This is a genomic window from Pseudomonas sp. A2, from assembly GCF_023100865.1.
Classification (GTDB): domain Bacteria; phylum Pseudomonadota; class Gammaproteobacteria; order Pseudomonadales; family Pseudomonadaceae; genus Aquipseudomonas; species Aquipseudomonas asiatica.
The window spans coordinates 244,545-269,915 of sequence record NZ_CP039127.1; the positions used below are offsets into that span (position 1 = coordinate 244,545).

Below are 25,371 nucleotides of genomic sequence, written 5' to 3' on the forward strand. Positions count from 1 at the left end.
TGTCGCGGGGTCGCCTCGCAAGGCGATCGGGATTGAGACCCCCGGACTCACAGAACGCACCGCTTAATGGTGGTCGTGCGCGGGCAGGCTTTCGCCTGGTCGGGTTTTCCTGTGAGCCCGGGTCTCACCCCTCGCACGACTGCCACCCAATTCTGTGAGACGAAGAGGATTGCAGTTCATAGTTATTCACAGGGAATGCAATTATGAACAAGCTCGTCCCCGATCCACCAGTTACCGATCTGCTTCTGCTCGACCCTCCCGCGCTCTCGCTAATCGATCCACTCAGCCCCAAAGACTGCGAAGAGCTGATCAGCGCCATCACCCTGACCATCGACCACACCACCACAGTCCTGCTCGACAACCCTCCCGGCGACATGCGCAATGCCATGGGCATGAATATTCGATTGCTCTGCCGCCTGATCAATGCCGTGTGCGACCGCACCCATGCAACCCGCCACGATCAAGGAGCGACCCGATGAGCAATGACCCCAGAGACTCTGCAACCGCAGGAGTGGAAACCTTCGACTTGTTCCGCCTGCAGCCCAATGTGCCGTTCAACCATGCCTTTTCTCAGTTATCGGTGTTGCTCGGCTGTATCCGCCACCTGACCACCGAAGCGGAAATGGAAAATGACCGTATTGCTGGTAGTGCTGCGCGGATACTCAGTGAGATGGCCAAGGCGCTGATTGATGATATGGAGCGAGGAATGAGCAAGGTTCTTCAATAGCCTTCAAGCGCTTGGGGCCGCTATGCGGCCTCATCTTTTAGCCTGAATGGTCTTCCACATCTGAAATCAAATATTTCCGCTGGGTGGCGAAAGCCCGATTCAGGTCGCTGGACTGAGAGGTGATCAACCATGGCGAATGAACGCTCGGCATCTGTATGGGACGCGCTGGCTGATACGCCAGAGGAGGCAGACAACCTTCGGCTGCGCTCGCAGCTGATGCGGATTTTGGTCAAGACGGTGCGTGCCTGGGATCTACCTAAGAAGGATGCGGCGCGTCGGCTACATGTCACTCAACCGCGCTTGAGTGAGCTATTGAATGGGAAGATTGACAAGTTTTCCCTGGATGCCTTGGTAAATCTGCTGGCCAATGCCGATCTGGAAGTGGATTTCACGGTGAAGGAAAAGCTCGCCTGAATCGGTGGTTGGACCATGAGGGCCAGGCCTTGCCGTTTTCAACCCGCACCGAACTGAGGCGTCGTAAGATATTTCCGAGCCTGAAACCAAATGCTTGAAAATAAATTTCTAAAGTCAGTTGCTCCCACCTCGATCGCATCTCCCTCAAGCCATGTGCAATACCTGTGGGAGTCTGGCTTGCCAGCGATGAGGCCAGAAAAGGCACAAGACAGAATCTCCCACAGGTTCAGCGCATTCCCCCTCTTCATCTGATTTGTAGCAAGATTTTTCATGAAATCCGCCCAGCACCCTTGAGTGAAGCAAAGTGGAAGTGAACAATGTTCTCTTTCGCATTCCCTTCGAGACTGGCCATGAAAACCCGTTCCCGTCTGCTTGCCTGGCTGCCGGTTATTTTGCTCGGCCCGGTGCTGGCGCTGTGCAGCACCCTGGCGCTGGCCGAAGCCCCCGCCGAGGCCACCAAGGCCCTGCACCTGCTGGACTACATTGGCGCCGACTACCCGCCCACCGTGCAAGACGGCAAGGTGATCGACGATGGTGAATACCGCGAGCAGCAGGAGTTCAGCGCGGTATTGGCCGACTTGGTCAAAGGCCTGCCTGCGCATGCTGAACAAGCAGCCCTGGAGCAGGGCGTCCAGGCGCTGCGCCAGGCCATCGACCAGCGCCAGGACGGCCCGGCTGTTGCCAAGCAGGCCCGCCAGCTGGGTGCTCGCCTGGCGGTAGCCTATGAGGTCAGTCAGGCTCCGGTGATTACCCCGGACCCGGCCCGTGGCGCTTCGCTGTATGCGCAAAACTGCTCGATCTGCCACGGCGAAACTGGCGCCGGCGACGGCCCGGCCGGCGTGGGCCTGGAGCCTGCACCCGCCAACCTGCGCGATGTTTCGCGCCTCGACCAGTTGAGCCTGTTCGACCTCTACAACACCCTGGCCCTAGGCATCGATGGCACTGAGATGCCTTCGTTTGCCGACCAGCTGGACGACCGCCAGCGTTGGGATGTGGCTGCCTACATCGCCAGCTTCACCGCCAAACCAGAAGCCGGCAAAGGCGACAAGACCTGGAACATCGCCGACCTGGCCCGCCAGACCCCGGCCGAAGTCGCCGCCAGCGAAGGTGCCACGGCCGTGGAGGCGTTCCGCGCCCAGCGCGCCCAGCCGCCGCAGGTCAAGCGTGGCCCGGCGCAATTGCTCGAATACACCGCCAGCACTCTGGACAAGAGCCTGGCGGCCTACCGCGCAGGTGATCACGACCAGGCCTATGACCTGTCAGTGGCGGCCTACCTGGAGGGCTTCGAGCTGGTGGAAAGCTCGCTGGACAACATCGACACCCAGGCGCGCAAGGACACCGAAAAATCGCTGATGGCCTACCGTCAGTCGCTGCAGGACGGCTTGCCCGTGGCCCAGGCCGAGCAACGCCTGAGCGAAGCCAAGGCCAAGCTCGAGCAGTCTTCCAAACTGCTGGGCAGCGATGGCCTGAGCTGGTCGCTGAGCTTTGTATCCGGCTTGCTGATCCTGCTGCGCGAAGGCCTGGAGGCGATTCTGGTACTGGCGGCGATCCTGGCCTTCCTGCGTAATACTGGCCAGCAGTCGGCGGTGCGCAGCGTCAACATCGGCTGGGGCCTGGCGCTGGTGGCTGGTTTCGCCACCTGGGCCCTGGCAGCCTACGTGATCGACGTTGGTGGCGCCCAGCGCGAGCTGCTGGAAGGCTGCACGGCGCTTTTCGCTGCAGTGATGGTGCTGTGGCTTGGCGTGTGGATGCACGACCGCCGCCATGCCGCCGCCTGGCAGGACTACATCAAGAGCAGCCTGGTCAGTGGTGGTGGACGTTTCGGTTTTGCCGTGCTGGCGTTCTTCTCGGTTTACCGCGAACTGTTCGAAGTGATCCTGTTCTACGAAACCCTGTGGCTGCAGGCCGGCCAAGCCGGGCACCATGCGGTGCTGGCGGGTGGTGCCACGGCGCTGGTGCTGCTGGTGGGGTTGGCCTGGGTGATCCTGCGTGGCTCGGCCAAGCTGCCGCTGTCGCTGTTCTTCAGTATCAACGCCGCGCTGCTATGTGCCTTGTCGGTGGTGTTCGCAGGGCATGGCGTGAAGGCGCTGCAAGAGGCAGGGGTGCTGGGCACGCGCCCAGTGGCGCTCTTCGAATTCGACTGGCTGGGGATCCACGCCGACGCCTACTCGCTGTCAGCGCAGGCGGTGGCCTTGCTGGCCATCGTGTTCTTGTACGGGCGCTCGCGCCTGGCGGAAAGGCGCAGGGCAGCGGCCAATTGATCGCCTGACAGGCTGGCGCGGCCCCCTGTAGGAGCGGGTTTACCCGCGAAGCAAGCGGCGCGGTGTATGGCACCGGCTTCGCCGGTGTTCGCGGCTAAAGCCGCTCCCACAGGGACCGCGCGAGTTTCAAAGTTTGAGCAAGACCGCCATTCAAGCCGGCTGTGGCGCTTTGAGAATGTTCTGCAGCAACTGGACACTTTCGACAGCGTCATGACCCAGGCTGGTCAGGTAGCCGCCATCAGGTTGATCGGTCAGCCCCTTTTCATGCAGGCGTTGCGCGGCGGCTACCAGGGCAGGGGAAGCGTTCTTGTGAATCTTGATGCCTTCCTGGCTGCTGTCGTGCTTGAACAGCGAAAGTACTTCCAGTTCAGCGATCAGATCGGGGGTAAAAGGCATGGCGACTCCTGACTTCCAGACAAGGATGACGGCACCGTTCTACGGTGCCTGATCTTCGAGTGTAGCCGGGTTATTCGTCCTCGCCTTGATCCATCTCAGGCGGCAGCTCGGGCAGCGCACGCAGGGCGTTCTCGTACCACTCGCGGTCGAACTCGCGTTCTTCCACCAGCATGTTGTCAATTTCGAAGGCCAGTACATGGGCCATCAGGTTGAGAATGTCTTCGCGCTCGTAACCGACCAGGGTCAGTTTGTTGAACGTGGCTTTCGCCGCCGCCGGGTCGCCGCTTTCGATCTGGTTCTCGATGGCCTGGGTCAGCGTTGCCTCGGCGAAGGCTTCGTCGTCGTCATAGTCGATGTCGGTGGGCTCGCTCATGGCGGTACTCCTGTGATGGGATGCACAGTGTGCCACGCCTGTGGCGGCAATGCCCGGGCATTGACGGGGCGCATGACGCTGGTCAGCGGCGGGCGTACGGTCTATAAAAGCCGGGCCAACCCCTTACGGCCTGGAGGCTGTTACCTCATGCTCAAGCTTCATGGATTCTCGGTCAGCAACTACTACAACATGGTCAAGCTGGCCCTGCTGGAAAAAGGCCTGCCCTTCGAGGAAGTCACCTTCTATGGCGGCCAGGCGCCACAGGCGCTGCAAGTGAGCCCGCGAGGCAAGGTGCCGGTGCTGCAGACCGAACACGGCTTCCTCAGCGAAACCAGCGTGATTCTCGACTATATCGAGCAGACCCAGGGCGGCAAGGCGCTGCTGCCGGCCGACCCGTTCGGGCAGGCCAAGGTGCGTGAGCTGCTCAAGGAAATCGAGCTCTACATCGAGCTGCCGGCGCGTACCTGCTATGCCGAGTCTTTCTTTGGCATGCAGGTCGAGCCACTGATAAAGGAAAAAGCTCGCGCGGATCTGCTGGCCGGTTTTGCCACGCTCAAGCGTAACGGCCGCTTCGCACCCTACGTGGCGGGTGAGCAACTGACCCTGGCAGACCTGATGTTCTGCTTCTCGGTCGACCTGGCCTACGCGGTGGGCAAGAAGGTGCTGAACATCGACTTCCTGGCGGACTTCCCGCAAGCCAAGGCGTTGCTGCAGCTGATGGGTGACAACCCGCACATGGCGCGGATCGTGGCGGACAAGGAGGCGGCGATGCCGGCCTTCATGGAGATGATTCGCAGCGGTAAACGCTGAGAATAGTGTTGGGGCATTCGCGGGCACGCCCGCTCCCACAGAGAAACGCTGTACCTGTGGGAGCGGGCGTGCCCGCGAACGAGGGCGAAGCCCTCGCAATGGGCCTTAACGCGAAGCCAGCAGCGCCTTGCCGCGGGCGACGGCCGCACGCACCTGCGCCGGTGCGGTACCACCAATGTGGTTACGGGCATTCACCGAGCCTTCCAGGGTCAGCACGGCAAACACGTCCTGCTCGATCTGGTCGCTGAACTGGCGCAGTTCGTCCAGGCTCATTTCGGCCAGGTCCTTGCCGGTGTCCACGCCATACTTCACCGCGTGACCCACGATCTCGTGGCAGTCACGGAACGGCAGGCCGCGGCGTACCAGGTAGTCGGCCAGGTCGGTAGCGGTGGAGAAGCCGCGCAGGGCCGCTTCACGCATGATGGCGTGCTTGGGCTTGATGGCCGGGATCATGTCGGCAAAGGCACGCAGCGAGTCGCGCAGGGTGTCGGCGGCGTCGAACAGCGGTTCCTTGTCTTCCTGGTTGTCCTTGTTGTAGGCCAGTGGCTGGCCTTTCATCAGGGTCAGCAGGCCGGTCAGGGCGCCGAACACACGGCCGCTCTTGCCACGTACCAGTTCCGGCACGTCCGGGTTCTTTTTCTGCGGCATGATCGAGCTGCCGGTGCAGAAGCGGTCTGGCAGGTCGATGAACTGGAACTGCGCGCTGGTCCACAGCACCAGCTCTTCGGAGAAGCGCGACAGGTGCATCATCGCCACGCTGGCGGCGGCGCAGAATTCGATGGCGAAGTCGCGGTCCGACACACCGTCCAGCGAGTTGCCGGCCACGGCTTCGAAGCCCAGCAGCTTGCAGGTGAGTTCGCGGTCGATCGGGTAGGTGGTGCCTGCCAGCGCGGCGCTGCCCAGGGGCATGCGGTTGGCACGCTTGCGGCAGTCGACCAGGCGCTCGTAGTCGCGGCTGAGCATTTCGAACCAGGCCAGCAGGTGGTGGCCGAAGGTGACCGGCTGGGCAGTTTGCAGGTGGGTGAAGCCGGGCATGATGGTTTCGGCTTCACGCTCGGCCTGCTCCAGCAGGCCCTGCTGCAGGCGGGTGATTTCGGCCAGGATCAGGTCGATTTCGTCGCGCAGCCAAAGGCGAATGTCGGTGGCCACCTGGTCGTTGCGGCTACGGCCGGTGTGCAGCTTCTTGCCAGTGATGCCGATACGGTCGGTCAGGCGTGCCTCGATGTTCATGTGCACGTCTTCGAGGTCGACACGCCAGTCGAAGGTGCCAGCCTCGATCTCGCCCTGGATGGTCTTCAGGCCATCGATGATGGTGTCGCGCTCGGCATCGCTGAGCACGCCGACCTGCGCCAGCATGGTGGCATGGGCGATCGAACCCATGATGTCGTGGCGGTACAGGCGCTTGTCGAAATCGACCGAGGCGGTGAAACGGGCGACGAAGGCGTCGACGGGCTCACTGAAGCGGCCGCCCCAGGACTGATTGGTCTTGTCGGTGCTCATGGATTCACTCATTGCAGGCGTGAACGAAAAAGTGGCGCCGATGATAGCAGGGTTTGGGCCGGCCGCCGCAGGGCGCTGGTCGACAGAAATGCGCGGAAAACGATAGAGAAGGATTTGCAGGAATGAACGGCAGTGTTCCACGGACCGTCTACAGTTGGACAGAGGACTGGCAGTGAATCTGCCGGCCGAGTGAATCTTTGGCCTTCGCACCGGTCTAGAGCGTGACCTTAGTGTCGCTCGAACCATACCTGTCTACGCTATACCTGTGCGAGACTCATTCAGGAATCCAGCGCAATTATGAATGTCCTGATCGTTGATGACGAACCCCAAGGCCGTGAGCGCCTTAGCCGGCTGCTCGGCGAACTGGAGGGTTACACCGTGCTGGAGCCTAGCGCCACCAACGGCGAGGAGGCCTTGGCGCTGATCGAAAGCCTCAAGCCCGATGTGGTCCTGCTGGACATCGGCATGCCAGGCCTGGATGGCCTGCAGGTTGCTGCTCGCCTGTGCGAGCGCGAGGCGCCTCCGGCGGTGGTGTTTTGCACCGGGGACGATGAATACGGTGCCGAGGCTTTCAAGGACAGTACCCTCAGCCATGTGACCAAACCTTTCCAGGCCCAGGCCTTGCGAGATGCCCTGCGCAAGGCCGAAAAGCCCAACCGCGCCCAGTTGGCGGCGCTCACCAGGCCCGCCAATGAAGGCGGCGGCCCGCGTAGCCACATCAGTGCCCGCACGCGCAAAGGCATCGAGCTGATCCCTTTGCCCCAGGTGATCTATTTCATTGCCGACCACAAGTACGTGACCTTGCGCCACGAGGCCGGGGAAGTGTTGCTCGACGAGCCGCTCAAGGCCCTGGAAGACGAGTTTGGCGAACGCTTCGTGCGTATCCACCGCAATGCCCTGGTCGCCCGTGAGCGTATCGAACGCTTGCAGCGCACGCCGCTGGGGCATTTTCAGCTATACCTGAAAGGCCTGGACGGTGACGCCCTGACCGTCAGCCGGCGCCATGTGGCCGGTGTGCGCAAGATGATGCAAACCCTCTGAGCCTGTACCGGCCCAATCGCCGGCAAGCCAGCTCCCACAGGTATAGCGTCAGCCTTGAGCCTTGCACGGCTTCTGTGGGAGCTGGCATGCCGGCGATTGGGCGGTACAGGTAAGCACAGGATCCTGATCCACATCTGCTAGCGATACCGGCGATGCTGTTATCATCGACAGCATTTCTCTGGATCGGGGCGTTCCATGTCCACTCGCGAAATCCGCATTGCCACCCGTAAAAGTGCCTTGGCCCTATGGCAGGCCGAATACGTCAAAGCCCGCCTCGAGCAGGCCCACCCCGGTCTGCTGGTAACCCTGGTGCCCATGGTCAGCCGTGGCGACAAGCTGCTCGACGCGCCGCTGGCAAAGATCGGTGGCAAGGGCCTGTTCGTCAAGGAACTGGAAACCGCCCTGCTGGACAACGAAGCCGACATCGCCGTGCATTCGATGAAGGACGTGCCCATGGACTTCCCCGAAGGCCTGGGCCTGTACTGCATCTGCGAGCGCGAAGACCCGCGCGATGCCTTCGTTTCCAATACCTTTGACAGCCTCGATGCGCTGCCTGCCGGCAGCATCGTCGGTACCTCCAGCCTGCGTCGCCAGGCCCAGTTGCTGGCGCGTCGCCCGGACCTGCAGATCCGCTTCCTGCGCGGCAACGTCAACACCCGCCTGGCCAAGCTGGATGCCGGTGAGTACGACGCCATCATCCTCGCCGCCGCCGGTTTGATCCGCCTGGGCTTCGAAGACCGCATCACCTCCACCATCAGCGTCGATGACAGCCTGCCGGCTGGCGGCCAGGGCGCGGTGGGCATCGAATGCCGCAGCGCCGACCAGCAAATCCACGCGCTGCTGGCGCCGCTGCATCATGCCGATACCGCCGACCGGGTGGTGGCCGAGCGCGCCCTGAACAAACGCCTGAATGGCGGCTGCCAGGTACCGATTGCCTGCTATGCGGTACTGGAAGGTGACCAGTTGTGGCTGCGTGGCCTGGTCGGCCAGCCCAGCGGCGGTACCCTGCTGGTGGCCGATGCCCGCGCTCCACGTACTGCCGCCGAAACCCTGGGCGTGCAGGTGGCCGAGGACCTGCTGGGGCAGGGCGCCGAGGCCATCCTCAAGGAAGTCTACGGCGAGGCCGGCCACCCGTGAGTTCGTGGCGCCTGTTGCTGACCCGGCCTGCCGAGGACTGTGCGGCACTGGCGCAAAGCCTGGCAGCGGCGGGGGTAGCCAGCAGCTGCCTGCCGCTGCTGGCAATCGAGCCCGTCGCTGTGGACAACCAGCAACGCCTGTTGCTGGAAGGCCTGCAGGGCTTCCAGGCGATCATCGTGGTCAGCAAGCCGGCAGCCCGGTTGTTGCTTGAGCAACTGGCCGATGCCGGCCTGCAGCCACCCGTGCAAGGCTGGTTCACTGTGGGCGAGGCAACCGCCGCCGTGCTGCAGGGCGCGGGCCTGGCGGTGAGCTTCCCCCCACGTGGCGATGACAGCGAAGCGTTGCTGGTGCTGCCGGCCCTGCGCCAGGCAGTTGCCGTGCCGGCACCGCGGATCTTGATCGTTCGTGGTGTCGGAGGTCGCGAACTGCTGGCAGAGCGTCTTGCAGAGCAAGGTGCTAGTGTCGATTATCTGGAACTGTATCGTCGCTGCCTGCCGGCTTACCCGGCGGGCACCCTGATGCGCCGCATCGAAGCGGAACGCCTCAATGGCCTGGTGGTCAGCAGTGGGCAGGGTTTTGAACACTTGCAGCAGATGGCCGGCGCCGATTGGCCGCAGCTGGCGCGTCTGCCGCTGTTCGTGCCCAGCCCTCGGGTTGCCGATCAGGCCAGGGCCGCCGGGGCCCAACAGGTTGTGGATTGCCGTGGCGCCAGTGCCACGGCCTTGCTGGCAGCCGTGCAGCGCAGCGCTGCACCTGCCTCTTAAGGCGCTAAGCTGAACGCGATGCGCCCCCATGCAAAGGATGGATACGTGAGCGAGACTGTCTTGTCCAATAACGATCAGCCGTCGGCACAGGCGCCGGCGGAACCCGTCACCACCCCACCTGCCAAGCGCTCCGGCAGTGGCCTGGCAACGCTGGCCCTGCTGTTGGGTGCGGCCGGGGTGGCGGTAGGTGGCTGGGGTGTCTGGCAGGTGCGTCAACTGCAAGGCAGCGAATTCAACCAGGGCCAGCACATCGAGGCGCTGAACCAGCGCGCCGAGGCCCTGCAGCAGCGTGAGCAGCAGATCAGCGCGCAACTGGCCAGCCTGCCGGCAGCCAGCGAGCTGGAAGACCGCCGCCGCCTGGTGGCACAGTTGCAGGGCGACCAGCAACGTCTCAGCCAGCGCCTGGAAACCATACTGGGCGAAAGCCGCAAGGAATGGCGCCTGGCCGAGGCCGAGCACCTGCTGCGCCTGGCCACCCTGCGTCTGTCTGCGCTGCAGGACATCACCAGTGCCAAGGCCTTGGTCGAGGGGGCGGACGAGATCCTGCGCGAGCAGAGCGATCCGGGTGCCTTCGCCGCCCGTGAGCAACTGGCGCGCAGCCTGGCCACGCTCAACAGCACCCAGCAACCGGACCGTACCGGCCTGTTCCTGAAACTGGCCGCTCAGCGCGAGCTGGTGCAGCAACTCAGCGCCCAGTCGCCGGAGTTCGACACCAATGCCGATGCCTTGGGCGCGCTCACCGCCGATGGTGACGGCGCCAGTCGCCTGTCCCAGTGGTGGGCCGAAATCTCCAAGTACTTCCAGATCGACTTCAACGCCGATGACAACGTGCGTCCGCTGCTGGCCGGGCAGCAACTGAACCAGCTGCGCCTGGCCCTGAGCCTGACCATCGAGCAGGCCCAGTGGGCAGCGCTCAATGGCGATAGCAAGGTCTACACCCAGGCGCTGGACGACGCCCGCAGCGTGCTGCTGGCCAACTTCAACGCCGACAACCCGCAAAGCAAGGCCATGCTTGACAGCCTCAACGCCCTGGCCGAACAGCCGGTGTCGGTGGTTACCCCTGACCTCAGCGAAAGTCTGGCCGCAGTGCAGGCCTATATCCAGCGCCGCCACCTGCCGGCCGATGCTGAAGGGGGCAAGCCATGAAGCGTGTCTACCTGCTGGCCGTGCTGGCGATCGTGGTCGCCGCGGCGCTAGGTATCGCGGTCGCCAAGCACAGCGGCTACGTGCTGATTTCCTATGGCAGCTTCCGCTACCAGTCGGGGCTGTGGGCGGCCTTGGCCGGCTTGCTGGTTGTGGTGCTGTTGCTGTGGCTGGTGCGCTACCTGGTCGGCCTGGTGCTGACTTCCAGTGGCGTGGTCAACCCGTGGTCGCGGCGTAATCGCAGCCGGCGTGTTCGTCTGGCCATCGAGCAGGGCCAGCTGGACCTCGCCGAGGGCCGTTGGGCCAGTGCCCAGCGCCATCTGCACCGTGCCGCCGAGGCCGAGCGCCAGCCGTTGCTGTATTACCTCGGTGCCGCGCGTGCAGCCAACGAGCAAGGCCGAACCGAAGACAGCGACAACCTGCTGGAACGTGCCCTGGAGCGCCAGCCGCAAGCGGAACTGGCTATCGCCCTGACCCATGCGCAATTGCAGATGGACCGTGGCGAAAGCGACGGCGCGCTGGAAACCCTGCTGGCCATGCAGGAGCGCCACCCGCACAACGGCCAGGTGCTGCGCCTACTGCAGCGCCTGCACCTGGAACGCGGCGACTGGTCTGCCCTGATCCGCCTGCTGCCTGACCTGCGCAAGGGCAAGGTGCTGCCGGCCGCCGAGCTGGCTGCCCTGGAGCAACGTGCCTGGGGCCAGAACCTGAGCCTGGCCACCACCCGTGGCGAGGATGCGCAAAGCGCCCGTCAGGCTCTGGAGCGCGCCTGGCAGCAACTGACCGCGGCCCAGCGCCAGGAGCCACAGCTGGTGCTGGCCTATGCCGAGCAATTGCGCCAGGTGGGTGCCCAGAGCGAAGCGGAACAAGTGCTTCGCACCGCCCTCAAGCGTGAATACGAAAGCCACCTGGCCCGCCTGTACGGCCTGGTGCGCGGCGATGACCCGGCGCGCCAGCTGCAAACAGCCGAAGGTTGGCTCAAGGCCCACCCGCAAGATGCCAGCCTGCTGCTAACCCTGGGCCGTCTGAGCCTGCAGAACCGCTTGTGGGGCAAGGCGCGGGACTACCTGGAAAGCAGCCTGCGCATGGAACGCAACCCCGAGGCCTGTGCCGAGCTGGCGCGCCTGCTCGCCGGCCTTGGCGAGACCGAGCGCAGCAACCAGCTGTTCCAGGAGGGCCTCGGCCTGCTGGATGAGCGCCTGCTGGCCCTGCCTTTGCCCGAAGGCGTACGCGCCTGACCTACCCCAGGGCCCGCGCAAAGGTGCGGGCTTCGGGGGCGGGTAACTTTTCTCTCTGCGTAAGTTAAATCTGCAGTCCATTTCTTCAGACGTTTCCTACCGCATGGTTGGAAATTTCCTTCGCGATTCAGCGACTTGTCATTGCTGTCGCGCCTTGAAACAAAGCGCGTCTTTCCTCTACCGTTTCAAGCCACTTCATTATCCCGGGACCTTCACCACCCATGCTGCCGGCCCGTTTGCGCACCTTTTTCCTACCTGCCTGCCTTGCTGCACTGGCGGTACTGGCCGCGTCCTTCCACCTGGAAAGCGTCCTCGGGCTGGTGCCCTGCCCGTTGTGTTTCAGCCAGCGCCTGCTGCTTGGCCTGTACGCGCTGCTGTGCCTGGCGGCGGTGCTGCAGGCACCGGGTACGGCGGGCATTCGCTGTTACGCGCGGGCGACGCTGGGCTGTTCGCTGGCCGGGGCGCTGCTGGCAGCGCGACATGTCTGGTTGCAAGGGGATGACGGGGCCATTCCAGTCTGCCCGGTGCCGCTCGGGCGGCTGTTCGAGCAATCCTGGGGCGAGGCAGCCCGGCAATTGTTGTTCGGCGGCCCGGATTGCAACTCGCTCACCTGGAGCTTCCTCGACCTGACTCTGCCCGAGTGGAGCCTGTTGGCGTTCCTGCTGCTGGCAATGCTGCCCTTGAGTTGCCTGCTGGCGTATCGTTTCCGCACCCTGGCGAGAACATGACCTGGCGCAAGGTTGCGCCATTGGCACGACCAATGGCCGTGTAACAGGGTATTAAACACTTGTATGAACTTTGTCCGCTGCGTACCTTGAAGGGCAGCACGCGCGGGAATAATCTCCCAGCACGCATACCGAAAACACAACTGCTCGATGCCGCCTGCTGATGTCACCTTTGTGCTGCAAGGTCGTGGTGCGAGGTGCAGCGGCATCTACCCAGAAGGGAAGAGATTGCCATGCTCGATAGTTGTCAGAACGCTCAGGAACGCTGGGGTGGGGTTCACAAACTGATCGACCGCTGGCTGGAGGAGCGCCAGGAACTGGTGCAGGCTTTCCGCGCGCTGCGCGATGCCAAGCCGGCCTTCGCCGACAAGGACACGAACGGGGACTTTTGCGCGCTCCTCGTTGACTACGTTTCGGCGTGGCATTTCGAAGTCTGCGAGCAGTTGGTCAGTGAGGCCAAAGCCTTCGGCGACGAGAAGGCGCTGAAGCTGGCCGAAGAGATCAACCCACGGATCAACGACAGTACTCAGGTCGCATTAGCCTTCAATGACCATTGCGCCAAGGGTGAGTGCAAGGACACCGAACGCTTTGCCGAAAAGCTGGGCAAGCTGGGTGGCCTGCTGCACGAGCGCTTCGAACTTGAAGACTGCCTGATCGAAGTGTTGCACAACGCGCACAAGGAAGAAGGCGCATTACCGGCGTGAGTGTTGGCGTCAGTCGCCAACCGCCAGCAGTTCTATCTCGAACACCAGGGGGGTGTAGGGTGCAATCAGGTCGCCCGCACCCTCGGCGCCATACGCTAGCGCCGACGGGATCACCAGGCGCCATTTGGCGCCAGCGTGCATCTTTGGCAAGGCCACCTGCCACCCTTCGATGACTGAGTCCAGGCTGAACCACTGGGGCGTCTGGTTCTGGTCGAACACCGAGCCGTCTGGCAGCCTGCCCACATAGCGCACCTGCACCTTGCCACCGGCTTTGGGCTGCGCGCCCGTGCCTGCTTGCAGTTCGCTGTAGAGCACACCCTCCGGTAGTTCATGCACGCCATAACGACCACGCTCGTTGGCCATGAAGCGTGTTTCGGCAGCTTGCAGCTTCTGCATGGCGGCATCGCCTTCCCGTGCTTCCTGCTGCTGGAGCAAAGCCTGCATGCGTGCCTTGTCGAGTTTCAGCGGTTGCCCTTGATAGGACTGGCGCAGGCCTTCTACCAGCGCATCCAACTGCAGGCCCGGCATATCCTGGCGCAGCCGCTCACCCAGGCTGGCGCCGATGCTGTAGGCGAGGTCATGTTCTTCGCTGTCGGCCAGGGCGATGGGTGCCAGCAGGCATAAACCTAAAAGAAGATATCGAGGCATGGTCAGTTCCTGCGCCAATGAGCGGGGAAGTATGCCAGTGTTCCGTTTTGTATTGTGTGCTCGCGGTCCTTGTAGGAGCGGCCTTGTGTCGCGACAGGGCTGCAAAGCAGCCCCGGCAATATCTGCGGTGGTGCCGAAATCCAGGGGCTGCTCCGCAGCCCATCGCGACACAAGGCCGCTCCTGCAGGAGTGCTGTGCAATACAGATAACTGCCAAATATCAGCAATGATTTATTCAGCAACTACACTTGCTCGGAGCTGCAAGATAACAACTTTGCCCAGGCATGCAACGCGGCGTAAACAATACTGTCAACATGCCCTAGCGGCGGTAGCAGCAGAAGCATAGTATGAGCCGCAATCTCGTCAGCCAGGAGGTAAACCATGTCGGCTAAAAAGAAGCCAGTAAGCACGCCGTTACACCTGCTCCAGCAACTTTCGGGCAGCTTGCTCGAACACTTGGAAGATGCCTGCTCGCAAGCGCTGGCTGATGCGGAAAAACTGCTGGCCAAGTTGGAAAAGCAGCGTGGCAAGGCCCAGGAAAAACTGCACAACGGTCGCCTGAAACTGCAAGACGCGGCCAAGGCAGGTAAAGCCAAGGCGCAGACCAAGGCGCAAAAAGTCATTGGAGAACTTGAAGAACTGCTCGACTCCCTCAAAGAACGTCAAACCCAGACTCGTTCTTATATTCAGCAACTCAAGCGCGATGCCCAGGACAGCCTCAAGCTGGCCCAAGGTGTAGGCAAGGTTCGCGAAGCTGCAGCCAAGGCGCTTGACCAGCGTGCTGCCAAGACCTCCAAACCGGCAGCCGCCAAACCCGTCACCAAGGCTGCTGCGGCCAAACCTGCAGCCAAGCCGGCCGCCAAGGCCACTGCTGCTGCCAAACCTGCAGCCAAGCCGGCCGCCAAGGCCACTGCTGCTGCCAAACCTGCAGCCAAGCCAGCCGCCAAGGCCACTGCTGCTGCCAAACCTGCGGCCAAGCCAGCCGCCAAGGCCGCTGCTGCAGCCAAACCAGCTGCCAAAGCCACTGCTGCTGCCAAGCCTGCAGCGAAGCCAGCCGCCAAGGCCACTGCTGCTGCCAAGCCTGCAGCGAAGCCAGCCGCCAAGGCCACTGCTGCTGCCAAACCTGCAGCCAAGCCAACTGCCAAGGCAACTGCTGCTGCCAAACCTGCGGCCAAGCCAGCCGCCAAGGCCACTGCTGCTGCCAAACCTGCTGCCAAGCCAGCAGCCAAAGCCACCGCAGCCGCTAAACCTGCAGCCAAGCCAGCGGCGGCCAAAACGCCAGCCAAAGCCGCTGCTGCCAAGCCGGCCGCGAAACCAGCTGCCGCCAAGGCTCCAGCACGTACGGCCGCCAAACCCGCCGCCAAGCCAGCAGCTGCCAAGCCTGTTGCCAGCAAGCCAGCCGAAGCCAAACCGGCTACGCCAGCCGCCAGCACTCCGGCCGCCGCGACCAACTCGGCCACCCCGGCAGCTTCGGTAGCGCCATCGGCACCTGCCAGCACCCCGGCTCAGGCACCGTCTTCGGCGTCCTGAAGCGCTGCCGCCGCGACGCGCAACCGAACCAGCGCGTCGTGGTGGCGGGCCTGGTCCGGCGCCAGCCGGTCCAGCCAGTCTTCCATGGGCTCATGGGCGCCCACCGGCCACTGTTGCGAACGCTCCTGCAAGCGTTCCAGCAAGGTTTTCTCGGCCTGTAACTCCAACCCCTTCACCTGCTCACGCAACGCCGCCAGCTGCGCATCACTTTGCGCTGCTGCTCGCCACTGTTGGCGCAAACTACGTAATGGGTTGACCACTTCGCGCTGCCAGGGCTCGGTAACCTCGCGCAATGCCTGTACGCGTTCGTCCCGCACGGCCACGCCACGCGCCTGCAGCCAGGTTGCGCACAGCAGCAGACAGACATCGCCACCCAGCGCCTGAAGTTCAAGGCAGGCGGCTTCCACGCCGGGCCTGGCGTACAGGGCCAGGGCGTGATTCCACAGGTCGGTGTGCATGGTTCCACTCGCGCTATGGGCCGAGGAAGCTGGTAGACTCCGCGACCATCATGATCAGACTATCCAACCTCACTTTACAGCGTGGTCCGCAGCGCTTGCTAGAAGGCGCCGAGATGACCCTGCACACCGGTCACAAGGCCGGCCTGATCGGCGCCAACGGCGCCGGAAAATCCAGCCTGTTCGCCTTGCTGCGCGGTGAGCTGTCGCCCGATGCCGGCGATTGCCAGCTGCCCGGTGACTGGCGCATCGCCCACATGCGCCAGGAGGTCGATACCCTCGACCGCCTGGCCGTGGACTATGTGCTCGACGGTGACGTGCGCCTGCGCAAGGTCCAGGCCGAACTCGCTGCGGCCGAGCAGGCCCACGACGGTACCGCCCTGGCGCGCCTGCACATTGAGCTGGATAGCGCCGACGGCTATACCGCCGACGCCCGCGCACGCAAGCTGCTGGCCGGCCTTGGTTTCACCAACGAACAGATGGACCGCCGCGTCGGCGACTTCTCCGGTGGCTGGCGGATGCGCCTGAACCTGGCCCAAGCCCTGATGTGCCCCTCCGACCTGCTGCTGCTCGACGAGCCCACCAACCACCTGGACCTGGACGCTATCCTGTGGCTGGAGGACTGGCTCAAGGGCTACCCCGGCACGTTGTTGCTGATCTCCCACGACCGCGACTTCCTCGATGCCGTGGTCGACCATGTGCTGCACGTCGAGCAGCGCAAGCTGAATCTGTACAAGGGCGGCTACACGGCCTTCGAACGCACCCGGGCCGAGCGCCTGGCGCAACAGCAGCAGGCCTACGAGAAACAGCAGGCCCAGCGTGCGCACATGGAAAAGTACATTGCCCGCTTCAAGGCCCAGGCCACCAAGGCCCGCCAGGCACAGAGCCGGATCAAGGCCCTGGAGCGCATGGAGGAGCTATCGGCGGCGCATGTCGATTCGCCGTTCGACTTCGTTTTCCGCGAGTCGCAGAAAATCTCCAGCCCGCTGCTGAGCCTGTCCGAAGGCCGCCTGGGCTACGGTGACAAGGCGATCCTCGACAAGGTCAAGCTGCAGCTCACCCCCGGTGCGCGCATTGGCCTGCTCGGCCCCAACGGCGCTGGCAAGTCGACCCTGATCAAGAACCTCGCTGGCGAGCTCGAGCCACTATCGGGCCGCCTAGTGCGGGGTGAGAACCTGGCCGTGGGCTACTTCGCCCAGCACCAGTTGGACTCTCTGGACGACAAGGCCAGCCCGCTGCTGCACCTGCAGCGCATTGCCCCCACCGAACGTGAGCAGACCTTGCGCGACTTCCTGGGCGGCTTCGACTTCCATGGCGACCGCGTCGACGAGCCGGTGGTGAACTTTTCCGGTGGTGAAAAGGCTCGCCTGGCACTGGCCCTGATCGCATGGGAAAGACCGAACCTGTTGCTGCTCGACGAACCGACCAACCACCTCGACCTGGAAATGCGCCTGGCGCTGACCATGGCCCTGCAGGAGTTTGCCGGTGCCGTGGTGGTGGTGTCGCACGACCGTCACCTGCTCAAGAGCACCACCGACGACTTCCTGCTGGTGGCCGACGGCAAGGTCGACATCTTCGATGGTGACCTGGACGACTACAGCCGCTGGCTGGTCGAGTACCGCCAGCGCAGCGCGCCAGCCAGTACCACCCCGGTCAACCCGGACAAGACCGACAAGAAGGCCCAACGCCAGGCTGCCGCAGCCTTGCGTCAGCAACTGGCCCCGCACAAGAAGGCTGCCGACAAGCTGGAAGCCGAGCTCAACCAGGTGCACGCGCAACTAGCCGAGATCGAGACCGCGCTGGGTGATGGTGGCCTCTACGACGCTTCGCGCAAGGACGAGTTGCGTGACCTGCTGGCGCGCCAGACCAAGCTGAAGCAGCGCGAAGGCGAACTGGAAGAGGCCTGGATGGAAGCGCTGGAAACCCTCGAAGGCATGCAGGCCGAGCTCGAGGCGCTGTCCTGATGGAGGAACTGCGTTCGCTGCTGCCAGGGCAATGGATGGACACCTTCTGGCTGGGCTTGCAGATACTGTTGATCCTGGTAGTGGCCTTCGTCCTGCAGCGCATCGTTGCACGCGGGCTGAGCCGCCTGAGCCAGCGTTACCCGTTGCCGCCGGAGCTGTTGGTGCCGGTGCGTGGCGGCCTGCGCTGGCTGATCATGGGCAGCGCGTTGCTGTTCGTGCTGGAGCGCCTGGGTGTGTCGGCGACTGTGCTGTGGACAGCACTGTCCGGCTTCGTCGCGGTGGCAGCAGTGGCTTTCTTCGCCATGTGGAGCGTGCTGTCCAACCTGCTGTGCGCGGTGCTGATCTTCACCGTCGGGCCGTTTCGTATTGGTGATGTGGTCGAACTGGTCGACACCCTCGACAAGCCGGGCGTCAAGGGCCGGGTGATTGCCATCAACCTGCTGTTCACCACGCTGATGGAAATGCCCGAGGCGGGCGGGGCGCTGGTGCAGGTGCCCAATAGCCAGTTCTTCCAGAAGTCAGTACGGCGCTGGCGCGGGGCTGAGGTGCAGACGATGCACAAAGAGGCGCCCGCCGAAGCGGACTGATTAATCCTGTACCGTCCTCTTCGCAGCACAAGGCTGCTCCTACAGCGACCGCGTAACTCTGTAGGAGCAGCCTTGTGCTGCGAAGAGGACAGTACAGGTAGAACAAATCCTGCAAAATTTACTGGTTATTTTTTCACCAACACCTTAGCTTAACGTTTTGCAACAAATGTCCGAGCGAGGTGTGTGATGTCGATGGAAGTGTGGTTGGGCTTCTTTGCCGCCTGTTGGGTGATCAGCCTTTCACCCGGCGCCGGGGCGATTGCCTCGATGTCCAGTGGCTTGCAATACGGTTTTTGGCGTGGTTACTGGAACGCCCTGGGCCTGCAACTGGGCCTGATCCTGCAGATCGCCATCATCGCCGCCGGCGTCGGCGCTGTTCTGGCTGCCTCGGCCACAGCGTTCCAGATCATCAAGTGGTTCGGTGTCGCCTACCTCGTCTACCTGGCCTACAAACAGTGGCGTGCGCTGCCCTTGGACATGAGCGATGAATCCGCCGTGCGTCCGATCGGAAAACCGCTTAGCCTGGTGTTCCGTGGTTTCCTGGTCAACGTCAGCAACCCCAAGGCGCTGGTGTTCATGCTGGCGGTGCTGCCGCAGTTCATCAATCCGCATGAACCGCTGTTGCCCCAGTATGTGGCGATCACCGTGACCATGGTCGCCGTGGATATGCTGGTGATGGCGGGGTATACCGGGTTGGCTGCGCGGGTGTTGCGCCTGCTGCGTACGCCCAAACAGCAGAAGCGTTTGAACCGGACTTTCGCCGGGTTGTTCATTGGCGCGGCCACCTTCCTGGCGACTCTGCGTCGCGCGCCAGTCTGACAGACCGTATGTAGGCCATTCGCGGGCTTGCCCGCGAATGGGCCACCTCTATTTCTGCTTGTCCACCAACCCCTTGAGCAAATCCACCGGCAGTGGAAAGACGATGGTCGAGCTCTTGTCCCCGGCAATCGTCCCCAGCGTCTGCATGTAGCGCAACTGCATCGCCCCTGGCTCCTTGCTCAGCATCTGCGCCGCCTGCATCAACTTCTCCGACGCCTGCAACTCACCCTCGGCATGGATCACCTTGGCCCGCCGTTCACGCTCGGCCTCGGCCTGGCGGGCAATGGCGCGCACCATCGATTCGTTGAGGTCTACGTGCTTGATCTCGACGTTGGCCACCTTGATACCCCAGGCATCGGTCTGTGCATCAAGCACCTGGCGAATGTCCGAGTTCAGTTGCTCGCGTTCGGCCAACAGTTCATCCAGTTCGTGCTTGCCGAGCACCGCGCGCAGCGTGGTCTGGGCCAGCTGGCTGGTCGCGACGAGGAAATCTTCGACCTGGATGATCGCCTTCTGCGGGTCGAGCACTCGGAAGTAGAGCACGGCGTTGACCTTGACCGAGACGTTGTCGCGGGTGATCACATCCTGAGGTGGTACATCCAGCACCACGGTGCGCAGGTCAACCCGCACCATTTGCTGGATTACCGGGATCAGCAGGATCAGCCCCGGCCCCTTCACCTGCCAGAAGCGCCCCAGTTGGAACACCACGCCGCGCTCGTATTCACGCAGGATGCGGAACGCCGACAGCAACAGCATCGCCAGCACGATCAGCACCGCGCCGAAGCCCAATTGCATGAACATGGTCATTCTCCTTGCGCCGCGGGCGCGGCGGCGCTCACTTCCAGCATGACGCCATGGCGCGCGGTTACCCGCACGTTCTGGCCCGCTTGCAGTGGCGTTGCACACTGCGCCTGCCATTGCTCGCCCTGGGCCAGCACAAAGCCACAGAACGGGTTGCCCGCCATCACTTGGGTGACGGTGACCAGGCTGCCGACCAGGCCGGCGTCACCGCTGACCAGCGCCCGTCGGCGGGCTTTGAGGGCCATGCCCAGCACGCCGCCGATCAGCAGCGCCGAGAGCACCGCCAGGATGCCGATCAGGGTCAACGGGATACCGAAACCAGGGGCGTCAGTGTCGATCAGGATCAGCGCGCCGACCACGAAGGCGACAATGCCGCCAAAGCCGACCACGCCGAAACTGGGCAGAAAGGCTTCGGCAATCATGAAGGCGATGCCGAGCAATATCAGCGCCACCCCGGCGAAGCTCACCGGCAACAGCTGCAGGGCATATAGCGCCAGCAGCAGGCATATACCGCCGACCACGCCGCCGACCGTCGAGCCGGGGTTCATGAATTCGAACAGCAGGCCGTACACACCGATCATGATCAGAATCAGCGCCACGCTGGGGTTGGTGATGACCGCCAACACCCGTGTGCGCCAGTCCGGCAGGTGCTCGACCAGGTTGGCGCCGGCGGTCTGCAGTTGCAGGGGCTGGCCAGCGACAGTGAGCGTTTTGCCATCGAGCTTGTGCAGCAGGTCACTCAGGTCATCGGCCATCAGGTCGATAACGTCAAGCCTCAAGGCCTCGCTGGCGGACAGGCTGACCGCCTCGCGCACGGCCTTCTCCGCCCAGTCGGCATTGCGCCCGCGCAGCTGCGCCAGGCCACGGATGTAGGCTGCCGCATCGTTGACCTGCTTGCGCGCGAGGGTATCGTCATCGCTGCCTTTGGCCTTGTCATCCTTGGGCGTGCCTGGCGGAGCACCGACCTGCACGGGGGTTGCGGCCCCCAGGTTGGTACCGGGCGCCATAGCCGCGACATGGCTGGCATAGAGGATGTAAGTGCCGGCGCTGGCGGCGCGGGCTCCGCTGGGGGCGACGAAGGTTGCGACCGGCACTGGGCTGGCGAGAATCGCCTTGATCATCTGGCGCATGGCGCTGTCCAGCCCGCCCGGGGTGTCCATGCGGATAACCACCAGTTGTGCACCCTGTGCCTTGGCCTGGTCGAGGCTGCGCACCAGGTAGTCGACGCTGGCAGGGCCGATGGCGTCATCGACACCCAGTACCCAGACTGCACCAGGCGCTGCCTGACCGCCTGGCGTGATACCAAGCAGCAACAGCAGCAATAGCCAGCGCCAGCAGCGGGCGATCACCTGTCGTCACCTCGTTTGCCTCTATTGCACAAGTTTAGCCCTGCCTGCTGGTACCCGGCCTAAAATTGGAAATTGGGGGGCGAAACCGGAGGTGCATCATGCGTATGGCAAAGACCCTGCAGGATCGCCTGGACAAGGCCAACTGCGATTACGACATCATTCCCCATCCACATTCGGCCACCAGCCTGGAGTCGGCCCGTACGGCCGGCGTGCCCGCCGAGCGGGTCGCCAAGTCGGTGATGCTCGATGACCGTCATGGCAACTACATCATGGCCGTGCTACCGGCCAACCGGCATCTGGACATGACCAAGGTGCGCATGTCCGGGGCCTGGCAACTGACCCGTGAAAGCGGCCTGCCGAGCCTGTTCGGCGACTGCGAGCGCGGTGCCGTACCGGCGCTGGGCGATGCCTACCAGATAAAGATGCTGCTTGATTCGAGTCTTACCCGCCAAGGCGATGTCTATCTGGAGGCGGGTGATCACGATCACCTGATCCACATGAGCATGGAGCAATATCTGAAGCTGGTGCCGCGCGCCGAAGTGCGTGAGCTCAGCTGATGCTCTCAACCCATGCCGGGCCGGCATCGTCGACGACCGGTCTGGCGACGAGGAGGAACCATGGATAATACGATTCATCCTTTGTCTGAGATTTTCAAACAGCTGGGGCTGTCTGACGATCCGGTCGATATCGACCGTTTCATCACCACCCATTCGCCGCTCGATGACGATATAAAGCTGGTTGATGCGCCTTTCTGGAGCGATTCCCAGCGCGATTTCCTGAAAGAGAAGTACATCGCTGATGACGACTGGATTCCGATGATCGACCAACTGAACGAGGCGCTGCACCTGCGCAAAAAATAAAGCGCCGAGTGGTGCCTGACGAGTGATTGGCCGTTGCTATGCTCAGGAAAACAACAAGGGGATAGCGCGATGAAAGATCCCTACGCACCGGGCTTCTGGTGCTCCGTGACGATCCTGGGCACATTGACGGCCAGTTATTTCTACGGCATACGGCAAACGCAACAGATGAACCAGGCAGTGCACTTCCTGTATGCCGCTGCCGCCGTCACCGTGGCGGTTGCACTGGTGGCGCTGACCTGGATCGCCTGGCAGCAATTGCACCTGAACAAGCGCGAGGTGGTGCAGGGGCGAACGTTGCTGACCATCTGGAACACCAAAGTTGCGCTGCGCCGCGTCGAGACGGTGTTCGACCGCTACTTCTGGGGCAGCTACTGGCATTCGGGGCGCACCTTCGAAGAGGTCATGGGCGAGCTCAAGGGCACGCCGCTGGAGCAGAGCCTGGATGCCCTGAAACGCCAGTGCCGTTTGCTCGACCGCGAAATTCATGACCACCACCACCACTGGCTGGCCAATGCCCGCGACCTGTCCAGCGTGGCCCAGGCCATGGCCCGTGAACGCTACCAGCTGGATCTGGGCGAACCAACCCGCAGCGGCAATGGCAACACTGCCGTGCTCAATCGGGATCTGGAAGTGCTGGTGTACACCTGGTCGGCGCGCCTGCGCAGCTTCGACCATCAGCTGGACGAACTGGAGCGCGCCTACCATTGAGGCGCTTCATTCACCGCGGATGTATTGCTCCAGTTTCAGGATCAGGTTTGCCTGTTCGGCGATGGTTTCCTTGACCAGGTCACCGATCGACAGCAGGCCGAGCAGCTCGCCATTGCTGACCACCGGCAGGTGGCGCAGGTGGCGGTTGGTCATCAGGTTCATGCAGTACTCGAGGTTCTGCTTCGGTTCCACGGTGACCACCGGCGCACTCATGATCTCGCGCACAGGGGTGGCGGCGGACGAGCGGCCCTTGAGTACCAGCTTGCGCGCATAGTCCCGTTCACTGACGATACCCACCACCTGGTTGGCCTCGACCACCGGGAGTGCACCGACGTTTTTTTCCGCCAGCATTTTCAGTGCGTCGAGTACCGAGTCATCCGGGCCGATGGTGTACACGGTCTGATGCTGGGACTTGGTCTTGAGGATTTGTTCGACGGTCTTCATACGGGCCTCTGCTGGGAAAAAGCGATGTCTCGGAGTAAATAAAGCATCCGGCACGGCGCTCTGCACGGCAATGCAGGAAACGGCATCGAGTCGATTGAAAAACGTCATGAGTTGTCGCCTGTGCCGGCCTCTTCGCGGCTAAAGCCGCTCCTACAGGAATACGCTGTACCTGTGGGAGCGGCTTTAGCCGCGAAGAGGCCGGTACAGCCAATCAGAGCTTCGGCATCTGCCCGATCCGCGCCACCATCTCGCTCACCACCTGCAAGTCCAGCATGAACTGCTCCACGGTCTTGAACTCGTTGTCGTTGTGCCCGGTGTACTTCACATCCGGCATGGCCAGGCCGAACTGCACGCCGTTAGGCAGGTCGTGTACCGAGGTGGCGCCCGCCGAGGTACCGAACTCGTGCTTCATGCCCAGGTTCTCGGTGGCCACGTCAAGCAAGGCCTTGACCCATTCGCCCTCGGGGTTGCGGTACATCGGCTCGTCCAGGCTGTATTCGAAGGCCACCGAGGTATGGCTCTGCCGGGTCCATTTGCCCAGCTTGTCAGCCAGTTCGTCCTTGATCGTGGCGATTGGCTTGCCTTTCGGAATGCGCAGGTTCACCGCCAGTTTCAGGCCTTTTTCATCCACCCCGACAAAGGTCAGCGAGGCGGTCAGAGGGCCCATGAACGAATCCTTGAAGGCCACGCCGAGCTTGTTGCCCAGGTAGTCCAGGCCCCAGTTGTCGGCGGCGTAGCGGGCGGCATCGGTGAAGTGGTTGTGCTTGAGCGGCACATCCTTGCCCAGGCCGTTGATGAAACCGAGCATGCGCGCCACTGGGTTGACCCCGGACTCCGGTTCCGAAGAGTGGGCGGAAACGCCGGTCACGGTGAGCAACACCTGCTTGCCATCGGCCTTGGCGGCGATGCTGAAGTCGCCGCCATTGCGCTTCACGTAATCGGCGCCGGCTTTTTCCAGCTGGCTGGCCAGCTTCGCCGGGTTGTCGGTGACCAGGGTCGCGACCGAGGTTGTCGGGATCTGGTTGGTGGCCAGGCCGCCGGTCAGGTTGACGATCTCGGCACCCTTGCCACTGGCCTGGCGCTTGCTGAAGCTGGCCATGATCGTGCCGTAGCCTTTCTCGGCGATGACCACCGGGTAGCCGCCATCGAGGGCCAGGTTGTAGTCGGGCGTGGGGTTACGCTCGAAGTAGTAGGGGATGGCATCACCGCTGGTTTCTTCAGTGGTGTCGATCAGCAGCTTGAACTGGCGGGCCAGCGGCAGGTTTTCGTCCTTGGCCACTTTCAGCGCGTACATCGCCACGACAATGCCGTTCTTGTCGTCTTCGGTGCCGCGGCCGTACATGCGGTCACCGACCAGGGTGACCTTGAACGGGTCCAGGCGCGTGCCATCGGCCAGCTTCCAGTTGTCCGGGTTGACCGGCACCACGTCGGCGTGGGCATGGATGCCGACCACTTCCTTGCCGCTGCCCAGCGAAATCTCGTACACCCGGTTGTCGATATTGCGGAAAGCCAGGCCGAAGCTGTCGGCCAGGGCCTTGATCTTGTCGGCGATCCTGAGGAACTCGGGGTTCTCGTGCTGCGGCGTGCCTTCGACGTTGAAGGTGGGGATGGCCACCAGTTCACGCAGGGTTTCGCTGGCAGCCTTGCCGTACTTGATGCGGGTATACAGGCCGAGCAGGCGGTTGATCTCGTTCTGCTGCTCGGCGGTCAATGGCTTGCCGGCCAGGTAGGCATCCAGGGTTGCCGCGAGGTTGTCGGCCTTGGCCAGGTCGCTGCCTTTGAGCTTGCCGAGGAACTGCTTGAAGTCGCTTGGGTCGCTGCCGTCGAAGGCTTTGACGATGGCCGCGGACTGCTGCTGGGTAAGGTTGGCCTGTGCCGGTTGGGTGAACAGGCCGATGCTGGCCAGCAGCAGGGTGGTGGCGGTAAGTTTTTTCAGGTGCATGGTTGTGCGCATTCCTTCGCCAATCATTGTTG

At 63.0% G+C, this 25,371-nt stretch carries 28 protein-coding genes; 19 read left to right on the forward strand and 9 right to left on the reverse strand.

Annotated features, from left to right (window positions below; translation table 11 throughout):
- The first annotated feature begins 203 nt into the window (after positions 1-203).
- From E5221_RS01095 to E5221_RS01110, 4 genes are all read left to right on the forward strand, one after another.
- The gene (locus E5221_RS01095) at positions 204-479 is read left to right on the forward strand and encodes a hypothetical protein (protein ID WP_003260202.1); all 276 of its coding nucleotides are present in this window, start codon (positions 204-206) and stop codon (positions 477-479) included.
- Positions 476-727: a DUF3077 domain-containing protein gene (locus E5221_RS01100; protein ID WP_038408518.1), complete on the forward strand. Its 252-nt coding sequence runs from the start codon at positions 476-478 to the stop codon at positions 725-727. The genes E5221_RS01095 and E5221_RS01100 overlap by 4 nt, the downstream gene beginning before the upstream one ends.
- A gap of 129 nt (positions 728-856) precedes the next feature.
- Complete coding sequence (locus E5221_RS01105) at positions 857-1,141, forward strand: XRE family transcriptional regulator (protein ID WP_247846776.1); 285 nt, start codon at positions 857-859, stop codon at positions 1,139-1,141.
- Between the two features lie 317 nt (positions 1,142-1,458).
- The gene (locus E5221_RS01110) at positions 1,459-3,402 is read left to right on the forward strand and encodes an FTR1 family protein (RefSeq protein WP_247846777.1); all 1,944 of its coding nucleotides are present in this window, start codon (positions 1,459-1,461) and stop codon (positions 3,400-3,402) included.
- 150 nt (positions 3,403-3,552) lie between these two features.
- Here E5221_RS01110 and E5221_RS01115 read toward each other — a convergent pair whose 3' ends face one another.
- Together E5221_RS01115 and E5221_RS01120 are read right to left on the reverse strand one after the other, a co-directional pair.
- Entirely contained in the window at positions 3,553-3,798 is a 246-nt protein-coding gene (locus tag E5221_RS01115) for a TIGR02647 family protein (protein WP_015268535.1), read from the reverse strand.
- A gap of 70 nt (positions 3,799-3,868) precedes the next feature.
- Positions 3,869-4,171, reverse strand: coding sequence for a hypothetical protein (locus E5221_RS01120; protein WP_039614276.1), 303 nt, complete (start codon positions 4,169-4,171; stop codon positions 3,869-3,871).
- Between the two features lie 147 nt (positions 4,172-4,318).
- Between E5221_RS01120 and E5221_RS01125 the strand changes: the two genes are divergently transcribed.
- Positions 4,319-4,981, forward strand: a complete 663-nt coding sequence (locus tag E5221_RS01125; RefSeq protein WP_123085110.1) for a glutathione S-transferase — start codon at positions 4,319-4,321, stop codon at positions 4,979-4,981.
- Between the two features lie 105 nt (positions 4,982-5,086).
- Here the strand turns inward: E5221_RS01125 and argH are convergent, their stop codons facing one another.
- The gene (gene argH / locus E5221_RS01130) at positions 5,087-6,481 is read right to left on the reverse strand and encodes an argininosuccinate lyase (RefSeq protein WP_025337274.1); all 1,395 of its coding nucleotides are present in this window, start codon (positions 6,479-6,481) and stop codon (positions 5,087-5,089) included.
- A 297-nt stretch (positions 6,482-6,778) separates the two neighbouring features.
- On the opposite strand from argH, the gene E5221_RS01135 reads away from it, so the two are divergent.
- The 7 genes from E5221_RS01135 to E5221_RS01165 all read left to right on the forward strand — a co-directional run bounded on the left by E5221_RS01135 (position 6,779) and on the right by E5221_RS01165 (position 13,233).
- Positions 6,779-7,522 (forward strand): LytTR family DNA-binding domain-containing protein, encoded by a 744-nt coding sequence (locus tag E5221_RS01135; protein WP_015268539.1) that lies wholly within the window; start codon positions 6,779-6,781, stop codon positions 7,520-7,522.
- A 195-nt stretch (positions 7,523-7,717) separates the two neighbouring features.
- A complete protein-coding gene (gene hemC / locus E5221_RS01140) occupies positions 7,718-8,659 on the forward strand; it encodes a hydroxymethylbilane synthase (protein ID WP_025337275.1) in 942 nt (313 codons plus the stop codon).
- Positions 8,656-9,423, forward strand: coding sequence for a uroporphyrinogen-III synthase (locus E5221_RS01145; RefSeq protein WP_061550659.1), 768 nt, complete (start codon positions 8,656-8,658; stop codon positions 9,421-9,423). The genes hemC and E5221_RS01145 overlap by 4 nt, the downstream gene beginning before the upstream one ends.
- A 45-nt stretch (positions 9,424-9,468) precedes the next feature.
- Positions 9,469-10,569: a uroporphyrinogen-III C-methyltransferase gene (locus E5221_RS01150; protein WP_015268542.1), complete on the forward strand. Its 1,101-nt coding sequence runs from the start codon at positions 9,469-9,471 to the stop codon at positions 10,567-10,569.
- Positions 10,566-11,804: a heme biosynthesis protein HemY gene (locus tag E5221_RS01155; protein ID WP_015268543.1), complete on the forward strand. Its 1,239-nt coding sequence runs from the start codon at positions 10,566-10,568 to the stop codon at positions 11,802-11,804. Before E5221_RS01150 ends, E5221_RS01155 begins: the two co-directional genes overlap by 4 nt.
- Before the next feature lie 221 nt (positions 11,805-12,025).
- Positions 12,026-12,532 carry a disulfide bond formation protein B gene (locus E5221_RS01160; RefSeq protein ID WP_039614273.1) on the forward strand — a complete coding sequence of 169 codons (507 nt, stop codon included), beginning with the start codon at positions 12,026-12,028 and terminating at the stop codon, positions 12,530-12,532.
- Positions 12,533-12,762: 230 nt separating this feature from the next.
- The gene (locus E5221_RS01165; RefSeq protein WP_023662697.1) at positions 12,763-13,233 is read left to right on the forward strand and encodes an Rsd/AlgQ family anti-sigma factor; all 471 of its coding nucleotides are present in this window, start codon (positions 12,763-12,765) and stop codon (positions 13,231-13,233) included.
- A 9-nt stretch (positions 13,234-13,242) separates the two neighbouring features.
- Here the strand turns inward: E5221_RS01165 and E5221_RS01170 are convergent, their stop codons facing one another.
- Positions 13,243-13,881, reverse strand: coding sequence for an FKBP-type peptidyl-prolyl cis-trans isomerase (locus tag E5221_RS01170; RefSeq protein WP_003260216.1), 639 nt, complete (start codon positions 13,879-13,881; stop codon positions 13,243-13,245).
- Positions 13,882-14,261: 380 nt separating this feature from the next.
- Here E5221_RS01170 and E5221_RS01175 point away from each other — a divergent pair, with 380 nt between their 5' ends.
- Positions 14,262-15,410 carry an AlgP family protein gene (locus E5221_RS01175; protein ID WP_247846778.1) on the forward strand — a complete coding sequence of 383 codons (1,149 nt, stop codon included), beginning with the start codon at positions 14,262-14,264 and terminating at the stop codon, positions 15,408-15,410.
- On the opposite strand, the gene E5221_RS01180 is transcribed toward E5221_RS01175, so the two are convergent.
- On the reverse strand, positions 15,386-15,868 hold the full coding sequence (locus E5221_RS01180; protein ID WP_182330242.1) for a TIGR02444 family protein: 483 nt from the start codon (positions 15,866-15,868) through the stop codon (positions 15,386-15,388). The two genes, E5221_RS01175 and E5221_RS01180, sit on opposite strands and share 25 nt — an antisense overlap.
- A 50-nt stretch (positions 15,869-15,918) precedes the next feature.
- On the opposite strand from E5221_RS01180, the gene E5221_RS01185 reads away from it, so the two are divergent.
- The 3 genes from E5221_RS01185 (at position 15,919) to E5221_RS01195 (ending at position 19,235) form a co-directional block, all read left to right on the forward strand.
- Positions 15,919-17,829 (forward strand): ATP-binding cassette domain-containing protein, encoded by a 1,911-nt coding sequence (locus tag E5221_RS01185; RefSeq protein WP_182330244.1) that lies wholly within the window; start codon positions 15,919-15,921, stop codon positions 17,827-17,829.
- Entirely contained in the window at positions 17,829-18,416 is a 588-nt protein-coding gene (locus E5221_RS01190; RefSeq protein ID WP_061303786.1) for a mechanosensitive ion channel family protein, read from the forward strand. The genes E5221_RS01185 and E5221_RS01190 overlap by 1 nt, the downstream gene beginning before the upstream one ends.
- Positions 18,417-18,602: 186 nt before the next feature.
- On the forward strand, positions 18,603-19,235 hold the full coding sequence (locus E5221_RS01195; RefSeq protein ID WP_015268551.1) for a LysE family transporter: 633 nt from the start codon (positions 18,603-18,605) through the stop codon (positions 19,233-19,235).
- Positions 19,236-19,283: 48 nt separating this feature from the next.
- Here E5221_RS01195 and E5221_RS01200 read toward each other — a convergent pair whose 3' ends face one another.
- Complete coding sequence (locus tag E5221_RS01200) at positions 19,284-20,036, reverse strand: slipin family protein (protein WP_015268552.1); 753 nt, start codon at positions 20,034-20,036, stop codon at positions 19,284-19,286.
- A gap of 2 nt (positions 20,037-20,038) precedes the next feature.
- Positions 20,039-21,385: a nodulation protein NfeD gene (locus tag E5221_RS01205; RefSeq protein ID WP_247846779.1), complete on the reverse strand. Its 1,347-nt coding sequence runs from the start codon at positions 21,383-21,385 to the stop codon at positions 20,039-20,041.
- A gap of 98 nt (positions 21,386-21,483) precedes the next feature.
- Between E5221_RS01205 and E5221_RS01210 the strand changes: the two genes are divergently transcribed.
- The 3 genes from E5221_RS01210 to E5221_RS01220 all read left to right on the forward strand — a co-directional run bounded on the left by E5221_RS01210 (position 21,484) and on the right by E5221_RS01220 (position 22,953).
- Positions 21,484-21,942 (forward strand): YbaK/EbsC family protein, encoded by a 459-nt coding sequence (locus tag E5221_RS01210; protein ID WP_003260230.1) that lies wholly within the window; start codon positions 21,484-21,486, stop codon positions 21,940-21,942.
- Between the two features lie 60 nt (positions 21,943-22,002).
- On the forward strand, positions 22,003-22,245 hold the full coding sequence (locus E5221_RS01215; protein ID WP_003260231.1) for a DUF2789 domain-containing protein: 243 nt from the start codon (positions 22,003-22,005) through the stop codon (positions 22,243-22,245).
- A 69-nt stretch (positions 22,246-22,314) separates the two neighbouring features.
- Positions 22,315-22,953, forward strand: a complete 639-nt coding sequence (locus E5221_RS01220; protein ID WP_102083332.1) for an NADH:ubiquinone oxidoreductase subunit N — start codon at positions 22,315-22,317, stop codon at positions 22,951-22,953.
- 6 nt (positions 22,954-22,959) lie between these two features.
- On the opposite strand, the gene E5221_RS01225 is transcribed toward E5221_RS01220, so the two are convergent.
- Both E5221_RS01225 and E5221_RS01230 read right to left on the reverse strand, forming a co-directional pair.
- Positions 22,960-23,397: a CBS domain-containing protein gene (locus tag E5221_RS01225; protein WP_003260233.1), complete on the reverse strand. Its 438-nt coding sequence runs from the start codon at positions 23,395-23,397 to the stop codon at positions 22,960-22,962.
- Positions 23,398-23,608: 211 nt separating this feature from the next.
- Complete coding sequence (locus tag E5221_RS01230) at positions 23,609-25,339, reverse strand: dipeptidase (protein WP_182330248.1); 1,731 nt, start codon at positions 25,337-25,339, stop codon at positions 23,609-23,611.
- Between the last annotated feature and the right edge of the window lie 32 nt (positions 25,340-25,371).